Annotated in this window: 23 protein-coding genes and 1 tRNA gene; 9 read left to right on the top strand and 15 right to left on the bottom strand. The window is 58.4% G+C overall.

Going from position 1 to position 24,762, the window contains the following annotated elements; all coding sequences use genetic code 11:
• The first annotated feature begins 216 nt into the window (after positions 1–216).
• The 5 genes from LVD10_RS17420 to LVD10_RS17405 all read left to right on the top strand — a co-directional run bounded on the left by LVD10_RS17420 (position 217) and on the right by LVD10_RS17405 (position 6,401).
• Positions 217–3,159 (top strand): M16 family metallopeptidase, encoded by a 2,943-nt coding sequence (locus LVD10_RS17420; RefSeq protein WP_232940555.1) that lies wholly within the window; start codon positions 217–219, stop codon positions 3,157–3,159.
• A gap of 495 nt (positions 3,160–3,654) precedes the next feature.
• Entirely contained in the window at positions 3,655–4,476 is an 822-nt protein-coding gene (locus LVD10_RS17415; RefSeq protein WP_232940553.1) for an OmpW/AlkL family protein, read from the top strand.
• Positions 4,477–4,734: 258 nt separating this feature from the next.
• A complete protein-coding gene (locus LVD10_RS18080; RefSeq protein ID WP_369413291.1) occupies positions 4,735–4,917 on the top strand; it encodes a DUF6445 family protein in 183 nt (60 codons plus the stop codon).
• Positions 4,895–5,101: a DUF6445 family protein gene (locus LVD10_RS17410; protein WP_369413290.1), complete on the top strand. Its 207-nt coding sequence runs from the start codon at positions 4,895–4,897 to the stop codon at positions 5,099–5,101. The genes LVD10_RS18080 and LVD10_RS17410 overlap by 23 nt, the downstream gene beginning before the upstream one ends.
• A gap of 262 nt (positions 5,102–5,363) precedes the next feature.
• Complete coding sequence (locus LVD10_RS17405; RefSeq protein ID WP_237064441.1) at positions 5,364–6,401, top strand: T6SS phospholipase effector Tle1-like catalytic domain-containing protein; 1,038 nt, start codon at positions 5,364–5,366, stop codon at positions 6,399–6,401.
• A gap of 71 nt (positions 6,402–6,472) precedes the next feature.
• On the opposite strand, the gene LVD10_RS17400 is transcribed toward LVD10_RS17405, so the two are convergent.
• From LVD10_RS17400 to LVD10_RS17380, 5 genes are all read right to left on the bottom strand, one after another.
• Positions 6,473–8,680 carry an OsmC domain/YcaO domain-containing protein gene (locus LVD10_RS17400; RefSeq protein ID WP_237064440.1) on the bottom strand — a complete coding sequence of 736 codons (2,208 nt, stop codon included), beginning with the start codon at positions 8,678–8,680 and terminating at the stop codon, positions 6,473–6,475.
• Between the two features lie 137 nt (positions 8,681–8,817).
• Positions 8,818–9,465, bottom strand: coding sequence for a hypothetical protein (locus LVD10_RS17395; protein WP_237064439.1), 648 nt, complete (start codon positions 9,463–9,465; stop codon positions 8,818–8,820).
• A gap of 171 nt (positions 9,466–9,636) precedes the next feature.
• Positions 9,637–10,014 carry a hypothetical protein gene (locus tag LVD10_RS17390; protein WP_237064438.1) on the bottom strand — a complete coding sequence of 126 codons (378 nt, stop codon included), beginning with the start codon at positions 10,012–10,014 and terminating at the stop codon, positions 9,637–9,639.
• A 36-nt stretch (positions 10,015–10,050) separates the two neighbouring features.
• A complete protein-coding gene (locus tag LVD10_RS17385; protein ID WP_237064437.1) occupies positions 10,051–10,410 on the bottom strand; it encodes a VOC family protein in 360 nt (119 codons plus the stop codon).
• Complete coding sequence (locus LVD10_RS17380; protein ID WP_232940541.1) at positions 10,407–11,009, bottom strand: tRNA-uridine aminocarboxypropyltransferase; 603 nt, start codon at positions 11,007–11,009, stop codon at positions 10,407–10,409. The genes LVD10_RS17385 and LVD10_RS17380 overlap by 4 nt, the downstream gene beginning before the upstream one ends.
• Positions 11,010–11,011: 2 nt before the next feature.
• Here LVD10_RS17380 and LVD10_RS17375 point away from each other — a divergent pair, with 2 nt between their 5' ends.
• The gene (locus LVD10_RS17375; RefSeq protein ID WP_237064436.1) at positions 11,012–11,458 is read left to right on the top strand and encodes a GNAT family N-acetyltransferase; all 447 of its coding nucleotides are present in this window, start codon (positions 11,012–11,014) and stop codon (positions 11,456–11,458) included.
• A 9-nt stretch (positions 11,459–11,467) separates the two neighbouring features.
• On the opposite strand, the gene LVD10_RS17370 is transcribed toward LVD10_RS17375, so the two are convergent.
• From LVD10_RS17370 to LVD10_RS17340, 7 genes are all read right to left on the bottom strand, one after another.
• Positions 11,468–12,124: a peroxiredoxin gene (locus tag LVD10_RS17370; protein ID WP_232940539.1), complete on the bottom strand. Its 657-nt coding sequence runs from the start codon at positions 12,122–12,124 to the stop codon at positions 11,468–11,470.
• 211 nt (positions 12,125–12,335) lie between these two features.
• Positions 12,336–13,076, bottom strand: a complete 741-nt coding sequence (locus tag LVD10_RS17365; protein WP_232940538.1) for a hypothetical protein — start codon at positions 13,074–13,076, stop codon at positions 12,336–12,338.
• A 390-nt stretch (positions 13,077–13,466) separates the two neighbouring features.
• Complete coding sequence (locus LVD10_RS17360) at positions 13,467–14,126, bottom strand: hypothetical protein (protein WP_237064435.1); 660 nt, start codon at positions 14,124–14,126, stop codon at positions 13,467–13,469.
• A 430-nt stretch (positions 14,127–14,556) separates the two neighbouring features.
• Positions 14,557–15,714: a slipin family protein gene (locus LVD10_RS17355; RefSeq protein ID WP_237064432.1), complete on the bottom strand. Its 1,158-nt coding sequence runs from the start codon at positions 15,712–15,714 to the stop codon at positions 14,557–14,559.
• Positions 15,715–16,092: 378 nt separating this feature from the next.
• A tRNA-Thr gene (locus LVD10_RS17350) sits at positions 16,093–16,162 on the bottom strand.
• 212 nt (positions 16,163–16,374) lie between these two features.
• Positions 16,375–17,406, bottom strand: coding sequence for an RNA 3'-terminal phosphate cyclase (gene rtcA / locus LVD10_RS17345; protein WP_237064430.1), 1,032 nt, complete (start codon positions 17,404–17,406; stop codon positions 16,375–16,377).
• A 4-nt stretch (positions 17,407–17,410) separates the two neighbouring features.
• Positions 17,411–18,637, bottom strand: coding sequence for an RtcB family protein (locus LVD10_RS17340; protein WP_237064428.1), 1,227 nt, complete (start codon positions 18,635–18,637; stop codon positions 17,411–17,413).
• Between the two features lie 242 nt (positions 18,638–18,879).
• On the opposite strand from LVD10_RS17340, the gene rtcR reads away from it, so the two are divergent.
• The 3 genes from rtcR to LVD10_RS17325 all read left to right on the top strand — a co-directional run bounded on the left by rtcR (position 18,880) and on the right by LVD10_RS17325 (position 21,698).
• Positions 18,880–20,475 carry an RNA repair transcriptional activator RtcR gene (rtcR, locus tag LVD10_RS17335; RefSeq protein WP_237064426.1) on the top strand — a complete coding sequence of 532 codons (1,596 nt, stop codon included), beginning with the start codon at positions 18,880–18,882 and terminating at the stop codon, positions 20,473–20,475.
• Between the two features lie 110 nt (positions 20,476–20,585).
• Positions 20,586–20,984: a hypothetical protein gene (locus LVD10_RS17330; protein ID WP_237064425.1), complete on the top strand. Its 399-nt coding sequence runs from the start codon at positions 20,586–20,588 to the stop codon at positions 20,982–20,984.
• Between the two features lie 240 nt (positions 20,985–21,224).
• Entirely contained in the window at positions 21,225–21,698 is a 474-nt protein-coding gene (locus tag LVD10_RS17325) for a RipA family octameric membrane protein (RefSeq protein ID WP_237064424.1), read from the top strand.
• A gap of 233 nt (positions 21,699–21,931) precedes the next feature.
• Here the strand turns inward: LVD10_RS17325 and LVD10_RS17320 are convergent, their stop codons facing one another.
• The 3 genes from LVD10_RS17320 to LVD10_RS17310 all read right to left on the bottom strand — a co-directional run bounded on the left by LVD10_RS17320 (position 21,932) and on the right by LVD10_RS17310 (position 24,419).
• Entirely contained in the window at positions 21,932–22,399 is a 468-nt protein-coding gene (locus tag LVD10_RS17320; RefSeq protein ID WP_237064423.1) for a hypothetical protein, read from the bottom strand.
• A gap of 172 nt (positions 22,400–22,571) precedes the next feature.
• Entirely contained in the window at positions 22,572–23,147 is a 576-nt protein-coding gene (locus tag LVD10_RS17315) for a DUF4124 domain-containing protein (protein WP_237064422.1), read from the bottom strand.
• A 45-nt stretch (positions 23,148–23,192) separates the two neighbouring features.
• The gene (locus tag LVD10_RS17310) at positions 23,193–24,419 is read right to left on the bottom strand and encodes a S41 family peptidase (RefSeq protein WP_237064421.1); all 1,227 of its coding nucleotides are present in this window, start codon (positions 24,417–24,419) and stop codon (positions 23,193–23,195) included.
• Positions 24,420–24,762 lie beyond the last annotated feature (343 nt).

Raw genomic sequence — 24,762 nt, 5'->3', positions numbered from 1 at the left:
TGGAATTATATTTCCAGAATGTCACGCGGGCGGCAACAGGTTCCTCGCAAATCCTGGAACAGGAATTCGCGGCGCCTCAACCCCTGGTCGAAAGACATCGATTAGCCGGTGGCGCCGGTTTGATCTTCCTGAATCCGGGCTGTGATAGCATCGGGAAACTTCTCTCGCTGAGAACTTCTAATAACTGCGTAAAGTAAGACGGAGCTTGAAACCACCATGCATCGCACCAGAATTGCACTGATCCTGACGGCCGCGCTGCTTGCAGCCTGCGGCAAGGGGCCGGAGGAACCGGCCTCGCAGGCATCACCAGATGCGGCCGCCGAGGCCACCAGCGCGCTGCCCGACGGCGTCACCCTTGTAGAGACCTTCGATGGCGAGGGTTCTGAAATCGCCATCCCCTACAGCAAGTACAAACTGGCCAATGGCCTGACCGTGGTCCTGCACGAGGACGACTCGGACCCGCTGGTGCACGTGGACGTGACCTATCACGTGGGCTCCAACCGGGAAGACCCGGGCCGCTCCGGCTTTGCCCACTTCTTCGAGCACATGATGTTCCAGGGCTCCGTCAACGTGGCGGATGAAGAGCACTTCCGTATCATCCAGGAAGCCGGCGGCACCCTGAACGGCACCACCAACACCGACCGCACCAACTACTACGAGACGGTGCCGGCCAACCAGCTGGAAACCGTGCTGTGGCTGGAATCCGACCGTATGGGCGTATTCCTGGACGCGGTCACCGAAGAGAAGTTCGAGGTACAGCGCGAGACGGTCAAGAACGAGCGCGGCCAGCGGGTGGACAACCGCCCCTACGGCCGGGCACTGGAGACCATGTACGCCGCCACCTACCCGGACGGCCACCCCTACTCCTGGCCGGTGATCGGCTGGATGGAAGACCTGGACCGGGCCGACCTGAACGACCTGAAGCGCTTCTTCCTGCGCTGGTACGGCCCCAACAATGCGGTGCTGACCATCGGTGGTGACATCGACAAGGCGCAGACGCTGAAGTGGGTAAACAAGTATTTCGGTCCCATTCCCGCCGGCCCCGAGGTCGAGGACCTGCCCGAGCAGCCCGCCACCCTCGAGTCCGACCGCTATGTCACCCTCGAGGACAACATCCACCTGCCCGCACTGGCGATGATGATCCCCACCGTGCACCGCGGCCACGCCGACGAGCCGGCGCTGGATGCGGCGGCGGCCATCCTCGGCCAGGGCCAGGACTCCATGCTCTACCAGCGCCTGGTGCAGACCGGCCGTGCGGTACAGGCGAGCGTGTCCCACTCCTGCAAGGAGCTGGCCTGCGAGATGTGGTTTATCGTGATCCAGAATCCCGCCTCCGGCGAGTCCCTGGCGGAGATGGAACAGGCGGTGCGTGAGACCCTCACCGAGTTCGCCGAGCGCGGGGTCACCGAGGACGACCTGGTGAAGTTCAAGGCCGGCTATGAGTCCAGCCGCGTGTTCGGCCTGCAGTCCGTGTCCGGCAAGGTATCCGCCCTGGCGGACTACGAGACCTTCACCGGTAGCCCCAAGGGCATCGATGACGAGATCCAGGCCTACCTGGGCGTCGAGACCCCGGACGTCACCCGCGTATTCGAGGAGTACATTGCCGACAAGCCGTCCGTGCTGCTGAGCATTGTGCCCAACGGCAAACCCGAACTGGCGGCAGCCCCGCAGAACCATGAGTGGGATCGCACCATCCCCGAGAGCTACGGCGACGATGACGCAGAGCTGGCCCTGCGGCCGGTGAAAGACACCTTCGACCGCAGCGTGCAGCCCACCCCGGGCGTCAACCCGCAGGTGGAGCTGCCCAGCATCTGGGACAGCAAGCTCGACAACGGCGTACGCCTGCTGGCGGTGGAGAACAGCGAAACTCCCACTGTCACCGTGCAGGCGGTGTTTGACGTGGGCCAGCGCGACGAGCCCCGCGGCAAGGCGGGCCTCACCTCGTTGATGGCAAACCTGATGGGCGAGGCCACCACCGAGCGCAGCGCCGCCGAGTTTGCCGAGGCAATGAAGCGCCTGGGCGCCTCCATCAGCGTCAACGCCGGTAAGTTCGAGACCACCGTAACCCTCAACGTACTGGCCAAGAACCTGGACCAGGCCATGCCGCTGATGATGGAACGCATCACCAAGCCGGCCTTCACCGGGGAAGACTTCGCCCGTATCAAGCAGCAGACCATCGAGGGCCTGCAGCAGGCCCGCAAGACCCCGCAGGGGCTGGCGAGCCGTGCCCTGGGCGCCGTGATGCGCGGCCCCGAGCACCCGCTCAGCTACCCCGGTGGCGGCCTGCCGAGCACCGTGGCCGAGATCACCCTTGAGGACGTCAAGGGCTACTACAAGGCCCACTTCCCCACCCACCTGGGCGGTATTACGGTAAGCACCAGCCTGCCGAAGGAAACCACCCTCAAGGCACTGGACGGCCTGGCCAAGCTGGAAGTGAAGCAGGCCATGCGCCCGGCCATCGCCTTCCAGAAGCCGGAGCTCAAGGGCCGCACCGTGTACCTGGTGAACAAGGAAGGGGCAGCCCAGTCAAGCCTGCGCGCCAGCCAGTACGCACTGGCCTACGATGCGCTGGGTGACTATTACCGCGCCTACCTGGGCAACTTCCCCCTGGGTGGCAACTTCAACAGCCGCATCAACCTGAACCTGCGGGAAGACAAGGGCTACACCTACGGTGCCCGCACCTACCTGGTCGGCGAGCCCCGCGATGGCCTGTACCTGTTCAGCTCCGAGGTGAAGAAGGATGCAACCGCGGATGCCCTGAACGAGGTACTCACCGAACTGGAGGCCTACGACAAGGAAGGCATGACCGAGACCGAGTTCAACTACATGCGCTCGGCCATCGGCCAGCAGGAAGCCCTGAGCTACGAAACCCCCGGCGACAAGCTGGGCCTGCTCAGCCGTATCCTGCGCTACGACCTGCCGCTGGACTATCGCTCACAGCAGAACGCCATCCTGCAGGAGATTGATCGCAAGACCCTGAACAAGGTAATCACCGATGTCCTGCAGCCGGCCAACATGGCCATCGTGGTGGTGGGTGACAAGGCCAGCATCACCGAGGACATCCAGGCCCTGGGCATGCCCATCGTGGAGCTGGATGAGGACGGTTATGTGAAGGAAACTGAAGAACCGGTGGAATCCGCAGAATCTGCCAGCCTCTGAGGAACCGTCCTTCCCGCAAAAAGAAAGCCCGCCAACCGGCGGGCTTTTTTATTGTGCCATTTCCGGCGAAGGGTGCATTTCGCAGCGCCCAATACACCCCACGGGTAATTTCCTCTGGGAACCCGCGACTGCCATGCCCGGGGAGCCAATAGCGTCGACAGCGATGACAGGATAAGCACCACCATCGCAAACAAATAACCGACAGGGACTCCCACTCACACCCTGCTGGCAGGCCCCCATTACGTGGCGCCTGCAAATTCTTTCTTGCACTTTTCGCGTCAATTTCCCGAGGAAAGTCGCGCATATCCCGGCTTGCCTCCAGGCCACCGGCGGCGCGCAGTGCCGCAAAAAAAAGATACGACGCGCCCGATTTGTGCCGATGTGCTATTTACCCGCCAGAAGTTGGTCATTTTTTCTACAGCTCTCTTTCGCGCTTTTACACTGATAGTGAGCTGATTGCTGTTTAATCTGCTTTATCTCAAGGGAGTTGACCAAATGAAGACGAAGGACGTTTTTATCCCCGCTGTGGCAGCACTGACTCTGGCGGTATCCAGCGTGGCGTCGGCCGGCCCGTCCGGCTATACGCCGGCACCGCCACCCCCGCCGGCACAGGAGTTTGTTGTTCGCCTCGGTGCCACCTATATCGACCCGATACAGGATGATGTCACCTTTACCGATGATACTTTCCAATTCTTTGACTCGTTCCGGGCGACCGTAGATCCGGACGCCGAATGGGGCTGGTATATCAACGGCGAGTGGAGACCAATGCATCACTGGGGCATCGAGCTTACCTATGCCCAGGGTGACGACCATGTCGGCGGTGACGCAGACGGGTATTTCTCCATCATCAGTGACATCAATGATTTCGGGTTTGATGACCTCGGGCTCCGCGACATCGGCGAGTTCGAGCCGGAAATCGGTACCGCAAGCCTGAAGTGGTATCCACTGGATCCATCCTGCCTGGTGCAACCCTATATCGGTGGTGGTATCAGCTATACCGACTTCGGTAGCGAGAATTTCCGCGGCCCCGCACGGGCGGACCTTGATGCGGCCAACCTGAGAGGGAGAGTCAACCTGGGATATTCCTGGGGCTATACCTGGCAGGCCGGCGTGGACTTCAATTTCGGTCATGACAGCGCCTGGCTGGTGAATGCCTCTGCCATGTATGTACGCGCTGTAACTGATATGCAGTTCCAGGTTTTCAGCCGGGAGCCGCTGGCCGAGGATGAGGAATTCTTCTTCGAATCCTACTCCGGTGACTACATCTATGACCCGTGGATGTTCAACCTGTCCGTGGGATACAAGTTCGCATTTTGACGGCTCGACCCAATCAATTTGCCAGGGCGCTTCGGCGCCCTTTTTTATTGCATAAATCGGGGCAGAACACGCCTGTCATAATCGCAACTATCATCGCCCGTAATAGCGGCAGGATGAATTCCCCGGGCAAGCGGGTGATGTGACAGGTAGCCCCGACCTGCACGAGAGGGCAGCGCGCGAGAGGCCATCCGGCTTCCTTACCAAGCCCATCCGGCTCGGGCGTAATGGGCGCAGGCTTCAACGCAGCCGGGTCAGCAGATGCAGGTCACTATCAAGAAAGTCGGTGCCGAGCAGACCCCGGTGGTCATTATTGATGGGGCATACCCGCGGCCCGAACAACTGGTGGAGACCGCCCGCAACACGCCATGGCTGCGGGCTGGATACCCACAACGGCCTGGCCAGCCCGCTGCTGGAGCTGGTGCGGCCGGGTTACGCGAGTGAATGCGACGAATGGTACGAGACGGTTGGCGAAGTGGCAGCGACATTCAACCGCGTGGCCTTTTACCCGGCCAGTCTGTTGCATTCCGGAGTTGTGGAGCCGGGGCAGCAGCTGCCTGACCATATCAGCAACGGCAGGCTGACCATTACCGGCTTTATCAACCTGGCCGCGCCGCTTTCCTGGTAACCCCTGCAGTAATTTCGCGTAATGTACCAACTGCTCTTCCGGTAAAAGTGTGCGCGGGTTTTTATTCCCCGGTCGTTACCAGCTGTTTATTACCCCTTGAGGATTCGGGCGCCCATTACCGGTCGCTTTTGCGCTAATTTCAGTCTGACGATAAAAGAGGCCCGGGCTGTAAATGACCTAGCCAGGATTTAATTTCGCTGCTTTTGCTCCGCAGCCTTGGTGCCGACAACAGGAAGTGCTGAAGACCAGTGAGGGATTACGTATGGCTAACCTGGTTGTTTGTTCCGATGGCACCTGGAACCGCCCGGAAGAGGACCTGGAAAAGGATTTCCCCACCAATGTGCTGCGGCTGGCCCGCGCGGTCAGCCCATCCAGCGGTGATGTAAAGCAGAGTGTGTTCTACGACTGGGGCGTGGGCTCTTACTACGACAGGTTCAGCGGTGGTATTACCGGTGCCGGGCTGCACAAGAACGTCCTCGATGGCTACCGCTACATTGTCCACAACTATGCCCCGGGCGACCGGGTCTACCTGTTCGGCTTCAGTCGCGGGGCCTATACCGCCAGGTCACTCTGCGGCCTGATCAATAACTGTGGCATCGTCAGGCAGGCCAACGCCCGCCTGATTGCCGAGGCCTGGAAAATCTACAAAAGCCCCAGCAGGAAGAACCACCCCGATGGCGATGCGGCGGTGAAATTCCGCCGGGACTACTCCCACCGTTCCAACAGGATCCACTTTATCGGTGTGTGGGATACAGTCGGGGCGCTGGGTATTCCATTCAGCCTGATGGGCCTGTTCGAGTCCCACGACGAGTTCTATGACACCAAGATGGGTTCCAACGTGCAGATCGCCCGCCATGCCCTGGCCATCGATGAAAAGCGCGAGGATTTCATGCCCACCGTATGGACACCGCGGCCAGGTGTGGACCTGAAGCAGGTCTGGTTTGCCGGCGTGCATTCAGATGTGGGCGGTTCTTACCCACCGGATAAAAATACCAGGAAGCTGGCTTCCGATGTGCCGCTGACCTGGATGATCCATGAGGCCCACTTCGCCGGCCTGAAGATAGCGCCCGACCTGAAGAAAAGCCTCACCGATGGCACCCATGCGTCGATTCACCAGTCGCGCAAGCACGTCTACCGCTTCAAGCGCCCGCTGGACCGCGCGCTTATCGTCGACGGAAAGCCCACCTTGATCCACCCGACGGTGAAGAGCCGCTACCTGCACGACAAGAACTACCGCCCGCCGATGCTCAAGGCGCTGGTGGAGGAAGTAGGGTGGGATGGGATTAATATCGGCCGGTAGGTACGCAACGCAGATAGCCGGGCGCCCCGTGCGCGCCCGGCCTTTGCCTGCCTTTTACCAGGGTTCTGTGCTTACCCGGTCACAGCCGGGTGCTTCGCCGCCCGCGCCGCATGCAGCTTCTTGTAGCTCTCGATCAACCGCAGGTGCTTGTCCAGCCCCTCCAGCTGCATATTGGTGGGTGTCAGGCCGTGGAAGCGCACGGTGCCGTTTACTGAACCGACCACGGCTGCCATTGTTTCTTCACCAAACATGCGCTTGAGGTTGTGCAGGTAATCGTCCAGCTCCAGCTCGTCGTCCAGCACGATTTCCAGCACCGCGTTTACTGCCTGGTAGAACAGGCCGCGCTCGACGGTGTTGTCGTTGTACTGCAGGAACATTTCCACGTGCTCCAGCGCCTCTTCATGGCGCTGCAGGGCCAGGTAGACCAGGAGTTTCAGTTCCAGCACGGTCAGCTGGCCCCACACGGTGTTCTCATCGAACTCGATACCGATCAGGGTGATGATGGTCTCGTAGTTATCGATCTGGCTCTCTTCCAGCCGCTCCACCAGGTCTTCCAGTTCAGCGTCGCCAAGTGAGTGCAGGTTGAGGATATCCTCACGGTAGTCCAGGGCCTTGTTGGTGTTGTCCCATACCAGGTCTTCCACCGGGTAGACCTCGGAGTAGCCCGGCACCAGGATGCGGCAGGTGGGCGCGCCCAGGTCCTCGTACACGGCCATGTACACTTCCTTGCCCATGTCCTCGAGGATACCGAACAGGCGGCCGGCCTCGGTCTGGTTGGTATCGTGGTGGCCGCCGGAGAAATCCCACTCCACGAACTCGTATTCCGACGTGGCGCTGAAGAAGCGCCAGGACACCACGCCGGTGGAGTCGATAAAGTGCTCCACAAAGTTGTTGGGCTCGGTCACCGCCTCGGTGCTGAAGGTGGGCGGCGGCACGTCGTTCAGGCCCTCGAAGCTGCGGCCCTGCATCAGCTCGGTGAGGCTGCGCTCCAGCGCCACGTGGAAGCTGGGGTGGGCACCGAAGGAAGCGAACACGCCACCGGTGCGCGGGTTCATCAGGGTCACGCACATTACCGGGAAGCGCCCGCCCAGGGAGGCATCCTTGACCAGGATCGGGAAGCCCTGCTGCTCCAGCGCCTCCACCGCCTCGACGATATCCGGGTACTTGGCCAGCACCTCGGCGGGCACACCCGGCAGCGCGATCTCCTCCTCGATGATCTGCTTCTTCACCGCCCGCTCGAAGATTTCCGACAGGCACTGCACCTGCGCCTCGGCCAGGGTGTTGCCGGCGCTCATGCCGTTGCTGAGGAACAGGTTCTCGATCAGGTTGGAGGGGAAGTACACCACCTCGCCGTCCGACTGGCGCACGAACGGCAGCGAACAGATGCCCCGGTCCATGCGGCCGGAGTTGGTGTCCACCAGGTTGGAGCCGCCCAGCTCGCCCTCCGGGTTGTAGATGGCCAGGCAGTGGTCGTCGAGGATCTCCGCCGGCAGCTCATCGCCCGGGCCGGGCTGGAACCACTGCTCGTCCGGGTAGTGGACGAAATCGCTGTTGGCGATCTCCTCGCCGAAGTACTGGTCGTTGTAGAAGAAGTTGCAGTTCAGCCGCTCGATGAACTCCCCCAGCGCCGAGCACAGGGCCGCCTCCTTGGTGGCGCCCTTGCCGTTGGTAAAGCACATGGGGCTAGCCGCATCGCGGATATGCAGCGACCACACGTGGGGCACGATATTTCGCCAGGAGGCGATCTCGATCTTCATGCCCAGGTCCGCCAGGATCTTCGTCATGTTGGCGATAGTCTGCTCCAGCGGCAGGTCCTTGCCCTCGATAAAGGTGGTGTGCTCGCTGTCGGGCTCCACCATCAGCAGGGCCTGGGCGTCCTCGGCCAGGTTCTCCACCGTCTCGATCTGGAAGTCCGGGCCGGTCTGCACCACCTTCTTCACCGTGCAGCGGTCGATGGAACGCAGGATGCCCTGCCGGTCCTTCTCGGAGATGTCCTCGGGCAGCTCCACCTGGATCTTGAAGATCTGGTTGTAGCGGTTTTCCGGGTCGACGATATTGTTCTGCGACAGGCGGATATTGTGGGTGGGGATATCGCGCGCGTTGCAGTAGACCCGCACAAAGTAGGCCGCACACAGGGCAGAGGACGCCAGGAAGTAGTCAAACGGGCTGGGCGCCGAGCCATCGCCCTTGTAGCGGATGGGCTGGTCGGTGATGACGGTGAAGTCATCGAACTTGGCTTCCAGGCGGAGGTTATCGAGGAAGTTGACGTTGATTTCCATGGGGGACTACCAGGTCTGCGGGATTTGGTGGGCCATAGGCCAGCGGCGCGCATTATCCAGTTTTTGCTGCACTGCGTCTCGACCCATTGCCGGAAAGTGCGACTGGCCGGTGTCTATCCAAGGCGACAGCCGACGCGTCAGCGGCTGGCTTCGCTGCTCCCAGCCGGACACCGCTTATCCATGCCATCGAGCCCCTGCTGGTCCACTTCCAGCTTGATCTTGCCGCTGCCCGGCACGCCGGAGAGCCGGAAGACAAATACCGTATCGTAGTCAGAGTTGGGCCACTCTGGCACCTCCGAGCTGGAGTCGAAGCGGCGCAACAGTATTTTTGCCAGCAGGTCGATGTTCATATGCTCCCAGGCCACATACACCGTGGAACCCAGGTAGGGCTCGCTCAGCAGGGTATCCGCCAGCAACCCGGGATCGTTGTAGGGAATCTGGGTATTAATGGGCACCTGCATATCAACCGCCGTGGGGCCGATGGTCAGCAGTGGCCGCACATAGTCGTGGCGCTGGCCGTCCCCGTGGATTTCCGTGGCCTTTACGGAGGGATCGGGAGCAAAGATGTAGTCAGGGCGAGGGAAATGTTCACGGAAATACCCCGGCAGGCGTATGGCCCTGTTCAGGCCCTGGCAGGTCAGCAACCCAAGCCCCTGGGCCGGCTTCTCCGCATGGCGCACCACTACGATCAGTGTTTCGGTTGCCGCCTGTGTCGCCTGGGCTCCTGTAGCCCATAGCAGTTGCACCAACAGGAGGCGGAATATTCCAGAAGCCAACCGCGCCATGTACTCATCCTTGCCCATTAGAGATCGCTGACCTGACCAAAGAACTACCAATACGAGTTTTTGCTCTATACCGCAGACTATAGGCCAGCGACCGGCAGGCTCTTGCGTGCGGGGGGGAATTGGCCGGGCTGATGTGCTATTCGTAGGAACAGCTGGCAGTCGGTTTGCCCCTCATGCCCGTTGGTGCGCGCGGCGCTCCTTTTCAAAGGCCTGTAGCCCGGCGGGAAGCTCGCCGTAGATTCTGGCGCGCCTGATGGCCTCCAGTGCCGCCTCCTTATGCCCAGCCTCGATATACGCGTATGCCTGGTCAATGTGGTACCGGTGCCGTTCGTCCCGCATCGCATTGCGATCCTTCGCGCTCCGGCGCGCCAGCAGCTCGAAGCCGGCAACGGCCACCGGCACCGCCACCAGCAAAAACCAGTAACTGTCGAATATCGCCACCAGGGCGCAGGCGAACCCACTGGCGGCCAGTGTCACTGCCAGCCCGGAGAAAAAGCCGATCTCACTGTTGCTTGCAGGGTGCTTATAGCCGTAGCGCTTGTACCACATAGAAACAGTTACCTATCCCCGGAACTTGGCGCGCGCCTAGACGCCCAGGTCCGACCATACGGCAAATTCATTGCCGCACGGTTCGGTAAAGTGAAAGCGCCTGCCACCGGGGAAAGTAAAGGTAGGCTTGACCACGGTGCCACCGGCCTCTTCCACCTTGCGCTGGCTGCCCTCCAGGTCGTTACTGTAAAGCACGACCAGTGCGGCACCGGTGTCCGCTTTGGAACAGGCATCGGCCTGGTAGAAGCCCCCGTCGAGCCCGGCACCGGAGAACGCTGAATATTCAGGCCCATAGTCAACGAATGACCAGCCGAACGCTTTCTCGAAGAACGCCCTGGTATCCCCAAGGTCGCTGGATGGAAATTCCACGTAATTGATTTTTTCGTGTTCACTCATGGCTTGTCCCCGGGCTCTATCGTATGAGAGCTGGATTGCTGTAACGCAATCATCTGCTCAAACGGTTTCAGCATCAATTCAAAACGCCCGGCCGGCTCAAGGCGATCCATCGCCATGGCGACGCTCTCGATGGTTGACAGGCTGTTGGCGAGTGAGGAGCGGCGCACCTGGTAATTGGATTGCAATTCGCCCTCCAGGCTGACCCGGGGCAATTGCTGCAACGTCGGGTGCAGGTGCAGCATCTTCTTCGACTTGCGCCAGGAGGCATCGATCACCACCAGCTGCTCCAGCGGGCCACGGGCCAGCTGGCCGCCCTCACCCACCTGCTCCACCGCCGGCAACCAGTCCAGGTTCGGGTAGAGCAAGGCCGAACGGGGCGCCAGCAGGCGGGCCAGTTCGGTATCGTCCAGCGTCTCCGCGACCACCAGCTCGCTGTTCTCCAGGCACAGGTGTGCCATACGGCCGGTGTTGAACGGATGCTTCACTTCCAGCGGGTGCTGTATGATGAGCACCTTGATGTGATTGGCTATATGGACCAGCGCGCTGCAGTAGCAGACGTTCAAGGGGCGCTGGCAAGTGGGGCAGGTTTGGCGCGGCATAGATGACTTCTGGTAACGACTTTTCAGCGCACTGGCTCTCGGACGCAGAGATCCCGCTGGCCAACAAATTCTACCGCACGCACAAATTCCGCGGCAAAGCCCGACGCCATGACCCGTGTATGGTGATCAGGGATAGGCAGAACCAGATTATTGCCTGCGGCTGCCTGCGACAGCTGACCGGTGCCCGGTTACTGGCGGGGGTTGCAGTGGCGCCGGAATACCAGGGGCAGGGAGTGGCCCGCTTTCTGCTCCGCAGCATGGGCGAGGCTTTTGACGATCTGACGTTTACCTTCCCCTACCGGCACCTGGTGCCTTTTTACCAGTCCCTGGGATTTGCAGAAGAAGAGCCGCAGGGGCAGCCCAGTTCCATCGTCGATCGGTTCCTGACCTACCAGAAGCAGGGGCGCGATATCCTGGTGATGCGCTATCACGACCCTGCCGATTCCTGACTGGTATGCCTACCTGTTCGGTGCTTCCGTAAAGCGCAGGTAAGGAATCTTGGCGTGAAATGTGCCGAACTTTTCCCTTGCCTCATCGTCATTAAGGCTTAACGCCACAATGACATTCTGCCCCGCCTTCCAGTTTGCCGGTGTTGCAATCGGCTGGCCGTCGGTGGCCTGGATCGCATCCAGGGCACGCAGGATCTCGTCGAAGTTACGACCCACAGACATGGGGTAGGACATGGTGAGCCGGACCTTCTTGTCCGGACCTATGATGAATACAGTGCGCACGGTTGCAGTATCCGCGGGTGTGCGGCCATCGGGCAGGTAGGCATCGGCCGGCAACATATCATAGAGCTTGGATACCTCCAGCGAGCCGTCATCAATGATGGGGAAGTCCGCCGGGGCACCGCCAAATTCCTCAATATCGCGCTTCCATTTCTCATGCTCTTCAACGCTGTCAACGGATACACCAATCACCTTGGTATTCCGCCTGGTGAATTCATCGGCGAGCTGCGCAACGGCGCCGAACTCGGTGGTACAGACTGGCGTGAAATCCTTCGGGTGCGAAAACAGTATGGCGTAATTGTCGCCAATCCATTCATGGAACTTCAGCTTGCCGGCCGTGGAATCTGCCGTGAAATCTGGCGCGGTATCGTTTATTCGAAGAGACATAAGTACTTATCCTTTGTTGAAGCCCAAGACACGCTCACACGCATTGATCCTGAAATCAAGGATCCCTCATCGCGCTGTGAGTATGTTGGGCCCAAGTGAAATGTCAACGACACAGGCCATTGTGGCGGGCATCTCTGCGGACATCGCCAATAGCGACACCTGTGCTAACCAGGCGACAGGTTCGGAAAGCGATCGCCAGAATCAGCATCACTCAATCAAGCAGGATAATTTCAATAAACAGGACAAAGATCGTCGTGACTAACACCGTCGCGAGGAAGTAAGGAATATTTGCGTCTTTCTGTGCCGGTATTTCTTCCCGGATCGCGGTAATGATAATTCCGCCAGCGACAAACATCGTCGAGAACTTCACCACGCCAGAAAGTTGCTCATATATAACGGCCGCCATCCAGCCAATCAACAGGCAGAGGAATAGCACCCAGCGAAAAACCCTGGGAAACCGGTTGGGATAGCGCTTCCACAGGTGGTAATTAATCCCTACCAGATGCATCGCAAAGGCACCGACCAACCCCAGGTATCCAAACCATATTGCGCTGGGCCAGGAGCGCAACAGGAAGCCAATTTGCGCGTAATAGATGCCGAAAACCACAAGAACCAGTGTTTCACTGAATGAAAGCCTCGACGGCGTTCTATCAGCCCTGTCAGAAAAACCCTTGTTCGCTATCAACAGGAAAACAATAAAGCCAGCCAGTGCACTCAGGTATGCATGCAGGTCTACAGGCAATATTGCAGCCTCATCCTCACTCACCTGAAGTGATGCCTGCACCTCGGCCAACTTTGGGAGCAGCACAAGGAAAACATATGTAATCCCCACACCCGCAGAGACACTCAATATGGGCGGATGCGCTTTCCGTTGGAAAACGGGCCAGTGCGGCACCGTCAGCCCGATCAGGGACAATGCCAGGACCGCCAGGAACGAAACATAGATGCTCATATGTGCTCTAGAGGGACTTTAGCGACACCAAGGGGGTAAACTCTGCCGATGTTAACTTAGCAGCATATGGTGCAAGCAGTAGGCACAAAAATCGATGGAACACGTCGGATTCAGTCGTGTTATATCTGGATCTCAATATTCCGGCTGGAGTTGTGTTCTGGTAGGAGATTTCCTGTTGTTTTCAGACGTCAAAGTCTCATTCCTGATTATTATTTTCGCCGTCCAATCCCGACGCTCTCGGACAGCTCTGCTGCTGTCTATATTGCCGCCAGCCATAGGCGGAGTACTACAGCATTCCCGATGACATCCCGGGAAAGTAACCCGCCTTTTGGGCGGGTTATCGACTGGGCTTCCCCGGAGGGTTCCAGGTAGATTCGGTTACCCGGACCGTTAAAGCATCAATGTATTGACTTTAAATTCGTTCGCGCAGTGATCTGCGGCTTCGCGTAGCTTCTGCTTTAGAAGCGATGCATTGTTGGCCAGTAGCTCGTCATGCGTCGGAGCCTGCTCGACCTCTTCCGGGCTCGCTTGGCCACATTGCGCTTCAGCCAGGATTTCGTTAGTGGAAGTATCCACCAGCTTCATCCTTACACCGTAACCAACCTGGTACTTGCTAAAATTCAGAGGGAAATTGAGGAATTTCCACCCCAGGGTTTGCACATCCAGAAGTAGCCGGGAGTCATTTACCTGGGCAGTGAGCTCCTCAACGTCATTGCCTTCAGCGGTGACAGTATTGTCATCCAGCAGTACAAGCTTATGCTCCTGAGCCATGGCATCTGCAAGAATGTCGTAGATGCGACCTGCCGGATCTTCAATATTGTTTTCTTTTACCAGCTTGTTGCCAGTTTTGACCATGGCAATAACACCAACGGCGCCGAACATGCTATTACCGGGTGTAGTGGCAATAAAGTCTGGCTTCTCGCGGCTGACGCCACTCAATTGCCGACCTTCGATCATCGGCCCAGCATCTGCAGATAAGGGCATATTTTTCACGCCCGCACAGCCTGTAGCAACAACCGCAAGGGTCAGCACTATCAGTTTCTTTATCATCTGTATTTACCCCAAGTCATTTGTTGTTTATTTAAAGCATCCCGCACGGCCAAATCGGCAGGGATACGAACAGCCACCTTGCTCTATATATTCTTCCCTATCACCATTATAGGGAATCATGTGCCACAGATCAGCAGCGATTTCGAACAAATTGCTCTGTTTTATTACACGCAATTACACCCTGCGCGTATCCTGGAGTGATGCCTTACCGCAATAAAACCTGTGGAGCGGGGGATTAGCGAATCAACGGGGCCAGTGTTTGGCTCACCACAGGTGCTGCGGAAGAAACGCCACTTTCCCATGACTTCGGGAAAAACACATACTTGCCGAACTGGGTAGGATTTTGGCAGGCAGACCAGCCCAACGGTGGATCGGCTTCTTAGCTGCCGGCCGTAGCGGAGAGAGTACCCCGCCCTATCGGGCGGGCTACCTACTGGGTTGTGCCGGTGGGTTTCAGGTTGACCAGGTTGTTGAGGACGCCCTCAAGCCCGCCGTAAACGGATATCTTGTCGATACGCGCGGTTACCCGCTCCAGGGCCTCGAGCTCCTTCAGGCGCATCAGTACCGGGTTGTTGTCCATCATCTTCGCGGTGTTATGCAGCGACCGCATCGCCTGGGTTTCCTCCCGGCGCTTGATCAGGTTGGCCTCGGACTCCTTCTGGGCCTCCACCACCTGGTTGAGGATCTGCTTCATATCACCGGGCAGGATGATGTCCTTCACCCCGACCGTCGCCAGTTCGATACCGTAGTGCGCCAGCTTTTCCCGCGCGGCCGTGGCGATGCCCAGGTTGAGGCTGTCCTTGTCCTCCAGCAGCGCATCCAGGGTGTTGCCCCCTACCGCCTCACGCAGCCGCAGCTGGAGCTCGCGGTAGATGTATTCCGCGAAATTACCCAGCTTGAGTGCAGCCCGCTCGGCATCCAGCACCCGGTAGCTCGCGCTCAGGTTGATACGCAGGCTCACCCGGTCCCTGGTGAGGATTTCCTGGCCGCTGACCTCTACGGTCTGCAGCCTGAGATCCACCAGCCGTACGGCGATGGTCCGGTTGTACTTCCAGAAGCCGTAACTGCCGGGCTCGAGCTTGCGTACCAGCGTGCCATTGACGGTCAGCAGGCCCACGTGCTCATCCGGCACCTCGACGTAGTGGATAGCGGATGCCACCGACGCCTTCGGCACCGCGCCGGTGCCCCGGCCAAGCAGGCCGACAAGCCGCTCATCCACCGTGTACTGCGCGCTGATATCGATAATATCGACACGCACATTCTCCACCCCTTTCCAGACCGGCAGGAAGGTACCCGGGCTGAGGACATTCACCAGGTGGCCGTCGCGGTACAGCAGGCCAACCTGGCTGTCACCCAGCTCGTGGGTCTCGGTGTAGGGCGCCAGCTTTTCCGCATGGGTGTTCAGGAAGAACCTGGCGTTCGGGCGCTCGAACAGTACATCGCTGATATCGTGGACCTCGACCGTCACCTTGTCCGCCAGTTGCAGCAGGCGGTGCCGGCCCGGCTCGAGCACACGTATGAAACGGTTACGGCGGAACAGCAGCGCCCGCTCGTGATCGGCAATATCGACGCTTTTCCATATCATCATTTTACTTCTCCTTACTTCTGTTCCCCGGCGCATTACCTGCGTAACCAGGGGTGAGGCCCACCCGGAAGCCCGGGGGCCGGCGGCTTGAACAGGGCAGGTGGCAAAGTCATCGGCCGGCCGGCCTGCAGCGGGGATACGCCAATGCGCATTGCCCACACTACAGGCGAGCCCGGCGTGGCAATGCCACGTGCCAGGTTGCCCACCACCGGCGCCCGGACTTCCGGCGCCTCCGGGTACCGGCGGCTGCCTTCCCGGGGGAGTGCAAGTCGCCAGCGCCCAGTGGCCATGGGCCTCTGGTAGTCAACAAGGGCGTTAACCCTGTGGGGAGTCGAACCCCAGGCTTTCGCCTTTACCGGATAAGTCGTGTAGTGGACGACGTTACTCTGGCAGGAGTCGAACCTGCGACCGGCCGAAACTATCGGCTGCTCTACCTCTGAGCTACAAAGTAGTGTTCAGGTAATTGCCCCGGCAGGTACACAGCAAGCCAGGGGCTCCTGTGCCGGGCTGGCGTTGTGAACCAGCTCCGCATGCCGGGCCATTGGCCCAAACTCTTTTACTGCCACCTGCGCATTGCAGGCGGCCAGTGTTCTCACGCGGGCACATCCCCTGTGCCATTTTTCATCCCTGGTTTCGTCCCTGGGCGTATCCCGCTGTCAGCACCTAACGTGCTTGCGTGCTGTCCGGCACACTGACGATCCAGGCGTGCCCGCCTTCCCTGTGCACGCTGATTTCCATCCCGGTGAGCTGCCGGATCACCTCGATATTCGTTAGCAGGTGCTGGCTCGGCGCCAGCGTCCTGAAACGGCCGCCCCTGCCCAGCACCATCGGCAGCAGCAGCTGGTCCGCCAGGTGTTCGCCCACCGGCACCCCGGCTTCCATATACCGGTTGAACTCCTTCACCGCGCGGCCCGCAACCCGCTCCGACGACAGCTGCTTCTCGCCCACCACCTCAATCACTTCGGTAACGTGCTCGGCGTACACCCGCAGCGAGACGATATTGCCCGGCCCGAATGAATCCACCTGCCGGCGCTGGAGCTCGTCCGCCGCCCAGTCGCCCTTGCTGGCGATATGCCGCAATTCCCTGTCTGCCACGTGGCCCGGAATCTGTGCCGAGGTCACCAGCGCCTCCTTGCTTAGCACGGCGCCCCGCTCCAGCAGAGCCAGCGGCTTCAGTTCACCCACCGGGTATATCCGTGCCCGCCACCGGCCGCCGCCGGCCGGGTAAAAGCCGAACCTCTCCAGCTGCACCTCGGCCCGGTAACCCATCTGCGCCATCACCGGCAGGAAACCGGCCTGGATAAAATCGAAGCTGGGCGCCTGTTTGTTGTGGGTGCCGCCCTCCAGGCAGACCTCGCTCACCCCGTCCGCCAGCAGCAGCGGCAACAGGATGGTCTGGAACACCAGGCTGGTGCTGCCGGCGGTGCCAATGGCAAAACGGTATTCGCCAGCGTTCACTTTGCCCGGTTTGAACGTCACCTCGGTGGAGCCCAGCTCGTCCCCCGTCACCTGCGCGCCGGAAATCGCCTGGGCCGCATGCAGGCACACCAGGTGCTGCCGCATCAGGCCCGGCTTGCGGCGGCCGGCGCGGATATTCCTTATCCGCACCGGCTCTCCCAGGCAGGTGGACAGAGTGAGCGCGGAGCGGAAAATCTGTCCGCCGCCCTCGCCCTGTGATCCATCAATGGTATGCATGGTCCTATCCTTTCACGCAGACGACCTGCTTCAGGGTGTACACCACTTCCACCAGGTCTTTCTGGGCGGCCATCACCTTCTCGATCGGCTTGTAGGCCGCCGGGGTTTCATCAATCACGCCGGCATCCTTACGGCATTCCACATCGGCGGTCGCCTGCAGGTGCTCTTCCAGCGACACCAGCTTCTTGGCTTTGGTGCGCGACATCACGCGGCCCGCACCGTGGCTGCAGCTATAGAAGCTGTCCGCATTTCCCAGCCCGCGGACGATGAAGGAACGCGCGCCCATACTCCCGGGGATAATTCCCATCTCGCCCTCGCGGGCGCGCACTGCGCCCTTGCGGGTAACCAGCACGTTTTTGCCGAAGTGGTGCTCGCGGGACACATAGTTATGGTGGCAATTCACCGCCTCCATGCGGGCCTCGAACTCCATCCCCAGCGCCGCCTTCACCGCGTCGATGGTGCGGGCCATCATTACCTCGCGGTTGATGCGGGCAAAGTTCTGCGCCCACTCCACCGCTTCCACATACTGGTCGAAGTGTTCGGTGCCTTCCGGCAGGTAGCTCAGGTCGGTATCCGGCAGGTGGATATGCCAGCGCTCCATGTCCTTCTTCGCCATCTCGATAAAGTGCGTACCGATGCGGTTACCCACACCGCGGGAACCGCTATGCAGCATCAGCCAGACGCTGTCGTGCTCATCCAGGCACATCTCGATAAAGTGGTTACCGGTCCCCAGCGTACCCAGGTGGTTGATGTTGTTGGTGTTCTTCAGCACCGGGTGCTTTTCCTGCAGCACATCGAACTGCGCCGCCAGCGGCGCCCAGGCCTGCATCACATCGTCCGGCAGGCTCCCCCAGGCGCCCTTGTCCCGGCTTCCGCGCGCCCGCGAGGAACGCCCGTGGGGAACCGCCCGCTCGATGGCGGAACGCACACCCGCCAGGTTGTCCGGCAGTTGCGACGCCTTGAGGCTGGTGCGCACCGCCATCATGCCGCAGCCGATATCCACACCCACCGCCGCCGGGATCACCGCGCCGAGTGTCGGCACCACGCTGCCGATGGTGGCACCCTTACCCAGGTGCACGTCCGGCATGGCCGCCACCCACTGGTGGATAAACGGCATGCGGGAGATGTTCTTCAGCTGCTCCCTGGCCTCAGCTTCGAAGGGCACGCCGACAGTCCACGACTTGATCGGCACACCACCGTCCTGCATTACTTCATAGGCTTGCTGAGTCATTGTTCCTTTCCTTCTTCTTCCATCCCGGCTTTTCTGTTCGGCTGCCGGGTTCGTGCTTGCTTATGTGTAGCCCCTGTATAGCGAGGACAGTGCCAACTTTTGCCAGCGTGCTGAAAAAACTTTTAACCCGTTGATTTAAATAAAGAATTTTTCTTCATAAAGCGATTTCCCGCCAGCGGCCACCATCATCGAAGCGCCACCGATCTATCTTTTTTGATAGCTGGATAATATATTTGATAACCATGAAAACAGTTGCCATCAGTATTCTCGGCACCACCATGGACCGGCGCGGCAAGGGCGATAAGCGCTGGGACAAGTGGCGGCCGACCGTTTCCATGTGCCAGCACGAAGACCTGTTGATCGACCGGCTGGAACTGCTGTTCGACAACCACTCCCAGGGCCTGGCCAACCAGGTCACCGAGGACATCGCGCTGGTATCGCCGGAGACCGAGGTGGTCCACCACAAGGTGAACTTCCCTGACCCGTGGGATTTCGAGACGGTCTACAGCCAGCTGCTGGATTTCGCCCGCGGCTACCAGTTCCGCCCCAACCGCGAGCGCTACCTCACCCATATCACCACCGGCTCCCACGTGGCGCAGATCTGCCTGTACCTGCTGACCGAGGCGGGCTACCTGCCCGGCAAGCTGCTGCAGACCTCCCCCGCCCGGCGCGACAGCGACGCGCCCGGCCAGTACCAGGTAATTGACCTGGACCTGTCCCGGTACGACCAGATTGCCTCGCGCTTCCAGAAGGAACACCAGGAAGGCACCGTCTACCTGAAGGGCGGCATCCAGACCAACAACGCCCCTTTCAACCGTATGATCGAGCAGCTGGAGAAAGTCTCCATCCGCTCCAACGCGCCGATCCTGATCACCGGCCCCACCGGCGCGGGCAAGACCCAGCTGGCCCAGCGGGTGTACGAACTGCGCAAGCAGCGCGGCAAGCTGGAGGGACGGCTGGTGGCCATCAACTGCGCCACCCTGAAAGGCGAGAACACCATGTCCGCCCTATTCGGCCACAAGAAGGGCGCCTTCACCGGCGCCACCGCCGATCGCGCCGGCCTGCTGAAGGAAGCCCACAAAGGCCTGCTGTTCCTGGACGAAATCGGCGAGCTGGGGCTGGACGAACAGGCGATGCTGCTGCGGGCGATCGAGGACAAGCGCTTTATCCCGTTCGGTTCCGACCGCGAGGCCAGCAGCGACTTCCAGCTGATTGCCGGCACCAACAGGGACCTGGCGCAGAAAGCCAGGGAGGGCAGCTTCCGCGCCGACCTGCTGGCACGGATCGACCTGTGGACCTACGAACTACCGTCCCTGCGCGACCGCATCGAAGACCTGGAGCCCAATGTCGATTACGAACTGGAATCCTTCTCCAACAAGGCCGGGCACCTGGTGAGCTTCAACAGGGCGGCGCGGGAAAAGTACCTGGCCTTCGGCCGCTCAGCCGACGCCACCTGGGCGGCCAACTTCCGCGACCTGAACGCCAGCATCACCCGCATGGCCACCCTGGCCGATGGCGGGCGCATTACGGTGGAAGTGGTGGATGAAGAGATCCGCCGCCTGAAGCACAAGTGGCACACGCCCGCGCACAGCGGCGAACATGCCCGCAGTGCAGTGGAGAGCGTACTGGGCAGCGGCAGCAGTGCCGAGATGGATTACTACGACCAGCTGAAGCTGGCCGCGCTGATTGATGTGTGCCGGCGCTCCAGCTCCATGGCGGAGGCCGGGCGCAAGCTGTTTAATGTGAGCCGGCAGGCGAAGAAGTCGAGCAACGACTCGCACCGGGTGAAGCAGTTGCTGGCAAAGCATGACTTGCGATTTGAAGACCTGCGTACTTAGTGTACGCCGGGTGGCGAACTGCAATGCCCGTGCAACAGCCCTCCACCATTAGCGCCACCATGGAGCGCTTATCGCGACTACAATCCTTGAGAAGACAACAGGAGACGGGCATGGATGTCAGAATCCTCGCCGGTGTCATTCCTCTGGCTCCATTCATACTGGTCGGCACACCTTTCGTGTTGGGCGCCTTCACCCATTCATACAGCCCCATCCTATACGTGGCTATTGCTGCTTTTTTGATGGGCCTATTGGGCATTGCAGGCATTGTACTGGCAAGCATGGAGAATACCTACAGGAAACCGGGTAGAGCTCGACTGGCGGTCCGCTTTCTCATGTGCGGTGTTATTTCGGCGGTAACTGCCGGGGTCATTTATGGAGCTAATACGCAGAATCAACTGATCACAATTTTTGTGGGTGCGAACCTGCTCTGCCCGGTGATAGTTGGGGTGGACTCGATTAGGAGGTTACGAGATTCGATGGCACGACACTCTGAGGGACAAGTGGTATAGGCGCGGTAATCTCTGGCACACCAAGCTATTCTTGTGTAGTTTAATTAAAGCCTCAAAGATCGAATCATGCGCCAGTGCACAGCATAAGATCAGAGTAATAATTTCAGCCGTCACCTCTTTCTAACTTAGCGTCTCGTCATTTTCATATGCATACAGCCACTTTAATCACTCTTTGAGCAATCGAGCAAATAAAACTGTAGAATCAATTTTAAAAAACACTTCAGCGAACCTATTATCGATATGAACACTGACCGAAATACTGAGTTGGCACTATTACACAGTAGGGAGCTGTTTATTTATAATGCTGGACAAAGAATCCAGTCACTAAACTTCTATTTAGTAGCCATTGCGATATTCTTGACCGGGTTTGCTTTTTTGGCAAACTCGGAACTTCATCCTCTACCACGAGCAGTAGTGGGATTAGTTATTGCATTTGCTGGTGCGCGCTTGACTCATATATTTCAAGAGCTCGATAAGAGAAATGAACAAATTGTTCAATGCTCTGAAGAGTTGTTAATTGCAGCCGAGGAGGAAATTTCGAAAACTAGCGAGACCTTGAAAGCTCACTGGAATATCACATCACGGCTAGATAACCACAAAAGGGGAGTTTTCCACCATACCGAAATTGTCCCGCAGCTATTCAAACTATATTATCTTTTATTCTGTGCGGGCGGTATTTACTCAGTTTTTCCTTTCATATTGAAACTAATTTGAACTCAATAAAAACGTATTCATAAATGATATTTGTGTGGCTCATTAATTGGACGTACACCTATTATGGTAGTGCCACTGCGACTTTTCTCTTCACCAACAAGACTGCATCGAGACTCTAAAAATTGCGTTCACTCTCAGACTGGAAGCATCGACTTTGCAGGTAACGTACCGATACCGCGCACAAGCTCCGGACTCAGCCTGCCCACCACCCTTTTATTGTTATGCTAAAGCTATTACTTTTCAGGTTCACCCTTCGTACATACTAAAGTTTCGCCTATATACTCTAAGCATACCTTTTTCTTCCAATAACTACGTGGAATTGGTCCTTTACTTACCACCAGTAAGTCACCAGCGTTCGCCTGGGCTATATTGGCATTAGTAAAATTGAACTTAGCCTTTTTAAGTCCACCAGGCATATTTGTGTGAAAAGAACGAAAAGGTAGATCGCCGACTTTAAGGTCAGTAACAATCACTGCCTCATCACCTATATTTTTAAAAATATACTCACAGGTTGGAATGCTCCCGTTCTTAGTTTTTCTATCCCAGCAACCATAATCTACGAAAGAGAGTTCACCTTCTTTTTTGAGAAATTCCTGTAAAAGGAATTTAATACCATCCACCGCTGCATTTCCGAAGCCAGCAGCTATGACTATTGAAAAAAACCACATTTTGAAATCGGGCTGATACGGCGAATTAGCCATTCTTCCAATCCTTACTTTATATTTCTCTGTGGAACTTGGAGACTACAGCACGCATTGGGTTTTCTACCCATATTTCGTGACGGTTTTGCAGCAAATTTGATACAGCTCACTCCCTTTGACTCAATGACTTAGTCCTTTTCTGCACAGTGCAACTATCAAAGCTGGAGATACTTCATGCTTTCTTACTCCATTTCTTTTTATAGGGAATGACCCTTGTTTCAAGAACACTTGGGCTTTCCCCTGGGATGTATTGCCAAAGCTGGAGGGTGATGACATCTGAGACATCTCCGTCCTTTGCCCTGGAGCCCAGTTCAACACGGGCAAACCCGCTGCTTACACCTACGTCTGATGTACTGAAAGAGCGAGCGCGCCAGTGGATATTCGGCATAACCCGGTACTCGCCCCGGCCATGGGCTGGGCCGCGGTAGTAAACCTCTACCTCAAAGATGATGTAGGACTCTGTTTCTTCGTAGATCGAGACATCCAGGAACCGGCTTTTCCGTCCAACCCTGCTGCCCCTGTATATCACGCGCGAGCTTTTTTCCTGCCCTTCAAGCACATCTTTAAACGGGGCCACATTGACCCTGGGCTCGACGACCTTGACGTTGCTGTCGTCGTCGGAGCATTTATGATCGCTGAAAACAGTCCTGCCTTCGCTGTCCACGCACTGGTATATCTCCGCTCGCGTTAGTGTCGCCGCAGACATCAGTAGCAGTAAGGTAACGATTCTTATCGCAATAGTAGGCATAACTTAATTTCTAGCTATTCAGGGGCTCTCAAGTCATCCCTGGAATCATAGGCCGGAGACCTGGGCAGCATCTGCATCCCGCCCTGCATACCGCTTGCTGATGTCATCCAATACCCAATCCAGCACCGCGTCCCGGCCCACCCGGTAATCGGCCCAACGGGTTGGTATCAGCACATCCGGCTGGATGCCCTGGGTGGGCTTGTCCTGGAAGCGGTAGAGGCGCTTGGAGTAGTTGACCTCGATACCGGAGTTGGGCAGCGTGAAGCTGTCCATGTCCTGGTAGCCGACCGGGTTGCCGCCGGTGGGTTCGCCCACCAGGGTGGCGTTGAACATTTCACGGAAGTGGGCGGCATTGCTCATACCGGCAGAGAAGGTGGCGTTGCCGATCAGGGTGTAGACGCCGCCATCCCACTCCAGCCCGTCCACCAGGATCATCTGGTGGGCGAAGCGCAGGCCGACAAAGAAGTCGCCACCGGTGTTATCCCGCAGGTCCACCACCAGGTTGCGGATGCGGTGTTCCTCCAGGTACTCGCGGACATCCTCGGCAAAGGACTCCATATCGGAGAAGGACGGGTAACGGGCGAAGTAGACGTAGGCCACGCGGCGGTCCTCGTCGGCACTCAGCCACAGGTAGTCGGACTCGGTCACCCGCTTCTTCCCGAAGGGGACAATCTGCTCCGCGTAGCGGACGGTGACGCCCTCCCGGTAGTCCGGGCAGGAGATGGCTTCCAGCGTGACCGTCTCCCGCTGGCCGCGCTCGTCCTCCAGGGTGAAGGTGGCGGAGCCAGTATCATCCACGATACCCAGCCCCGCCAGTATGTCCGCGACATTCAGGTGATACGGCAGGTGGCGGCGCAGGGAGTATTCGTTCTCCACGGTCTGCACCACGGGTTCCAGCTTTTTGACTACCTCGGCCGTGGCCATATCCCCCACCGCCACCAGTTTCCGCCCCAGCAAGCGACGATGCTCCGGCCCGGTGCGCAGTAGGCGCAGCTCGCCATCCATAAACTGGAACAGCAGCGGGAAATGCTGGTGTTCCGCACCCCAGAATGGCACGCGGGTATGCCCGTCCCCCACCAGACGGCTGATACGCATCAGCTCGATCATTACCTGGTCTTCGGTGAGTGAAGGCAGATTGGCCTTGAGGGAAGTTAGCTCTTTGTGGAAGTCTTGCTTATTTACGGTGTGATACAGGTTGATGTGCCGTTGTTCGAGCGTCTGGCTATATACCTCGATATCATCCTGCCACTTCTTCGCCTTAGCAGGGTCCAACGCTGATGCAGCAGAACTGCCAACCAAGCACAATCCAGCTATGATGGCTGCATATAATCCTTTAAGCATTCTTCTTCCTTGGTTAATTTTAAGAGTTATTATTTTTTGGCTATCCGCTAAAGCTCATAGTGCACTCGACTCAACCAGCCTCATAAGTGCATTAGTGCGTCAATATCTTACTCCGACCCAATTATTCTCTCAATCGACGCTATCGTAGTTTTACTGCGAGAGGCTAACTCGTATCGGTAATTCCGTTTGGCGTTACTAGCAAGACTTACCCACGATTAGTAGACACCCTGTATAGTTAGGTTTCGGCCTAACACGGAGGTGTACCATGGGTAAG

The organism is Microbulbifer zhoushanensis, from assembly GCF_021729055.1.
In the GTDB taxonomy this organism is placed as follows: domain Bacteria; phylum Pseudomonadota; class Gammaproteobacteria; order Pseudomonadales; family Cellvibrionaceae; genus Microbulbifer; species Microbulbifer zhoushanensis.
This window is presented reverse-complemented; position numbering and strand designations above follow the sequence as displayed.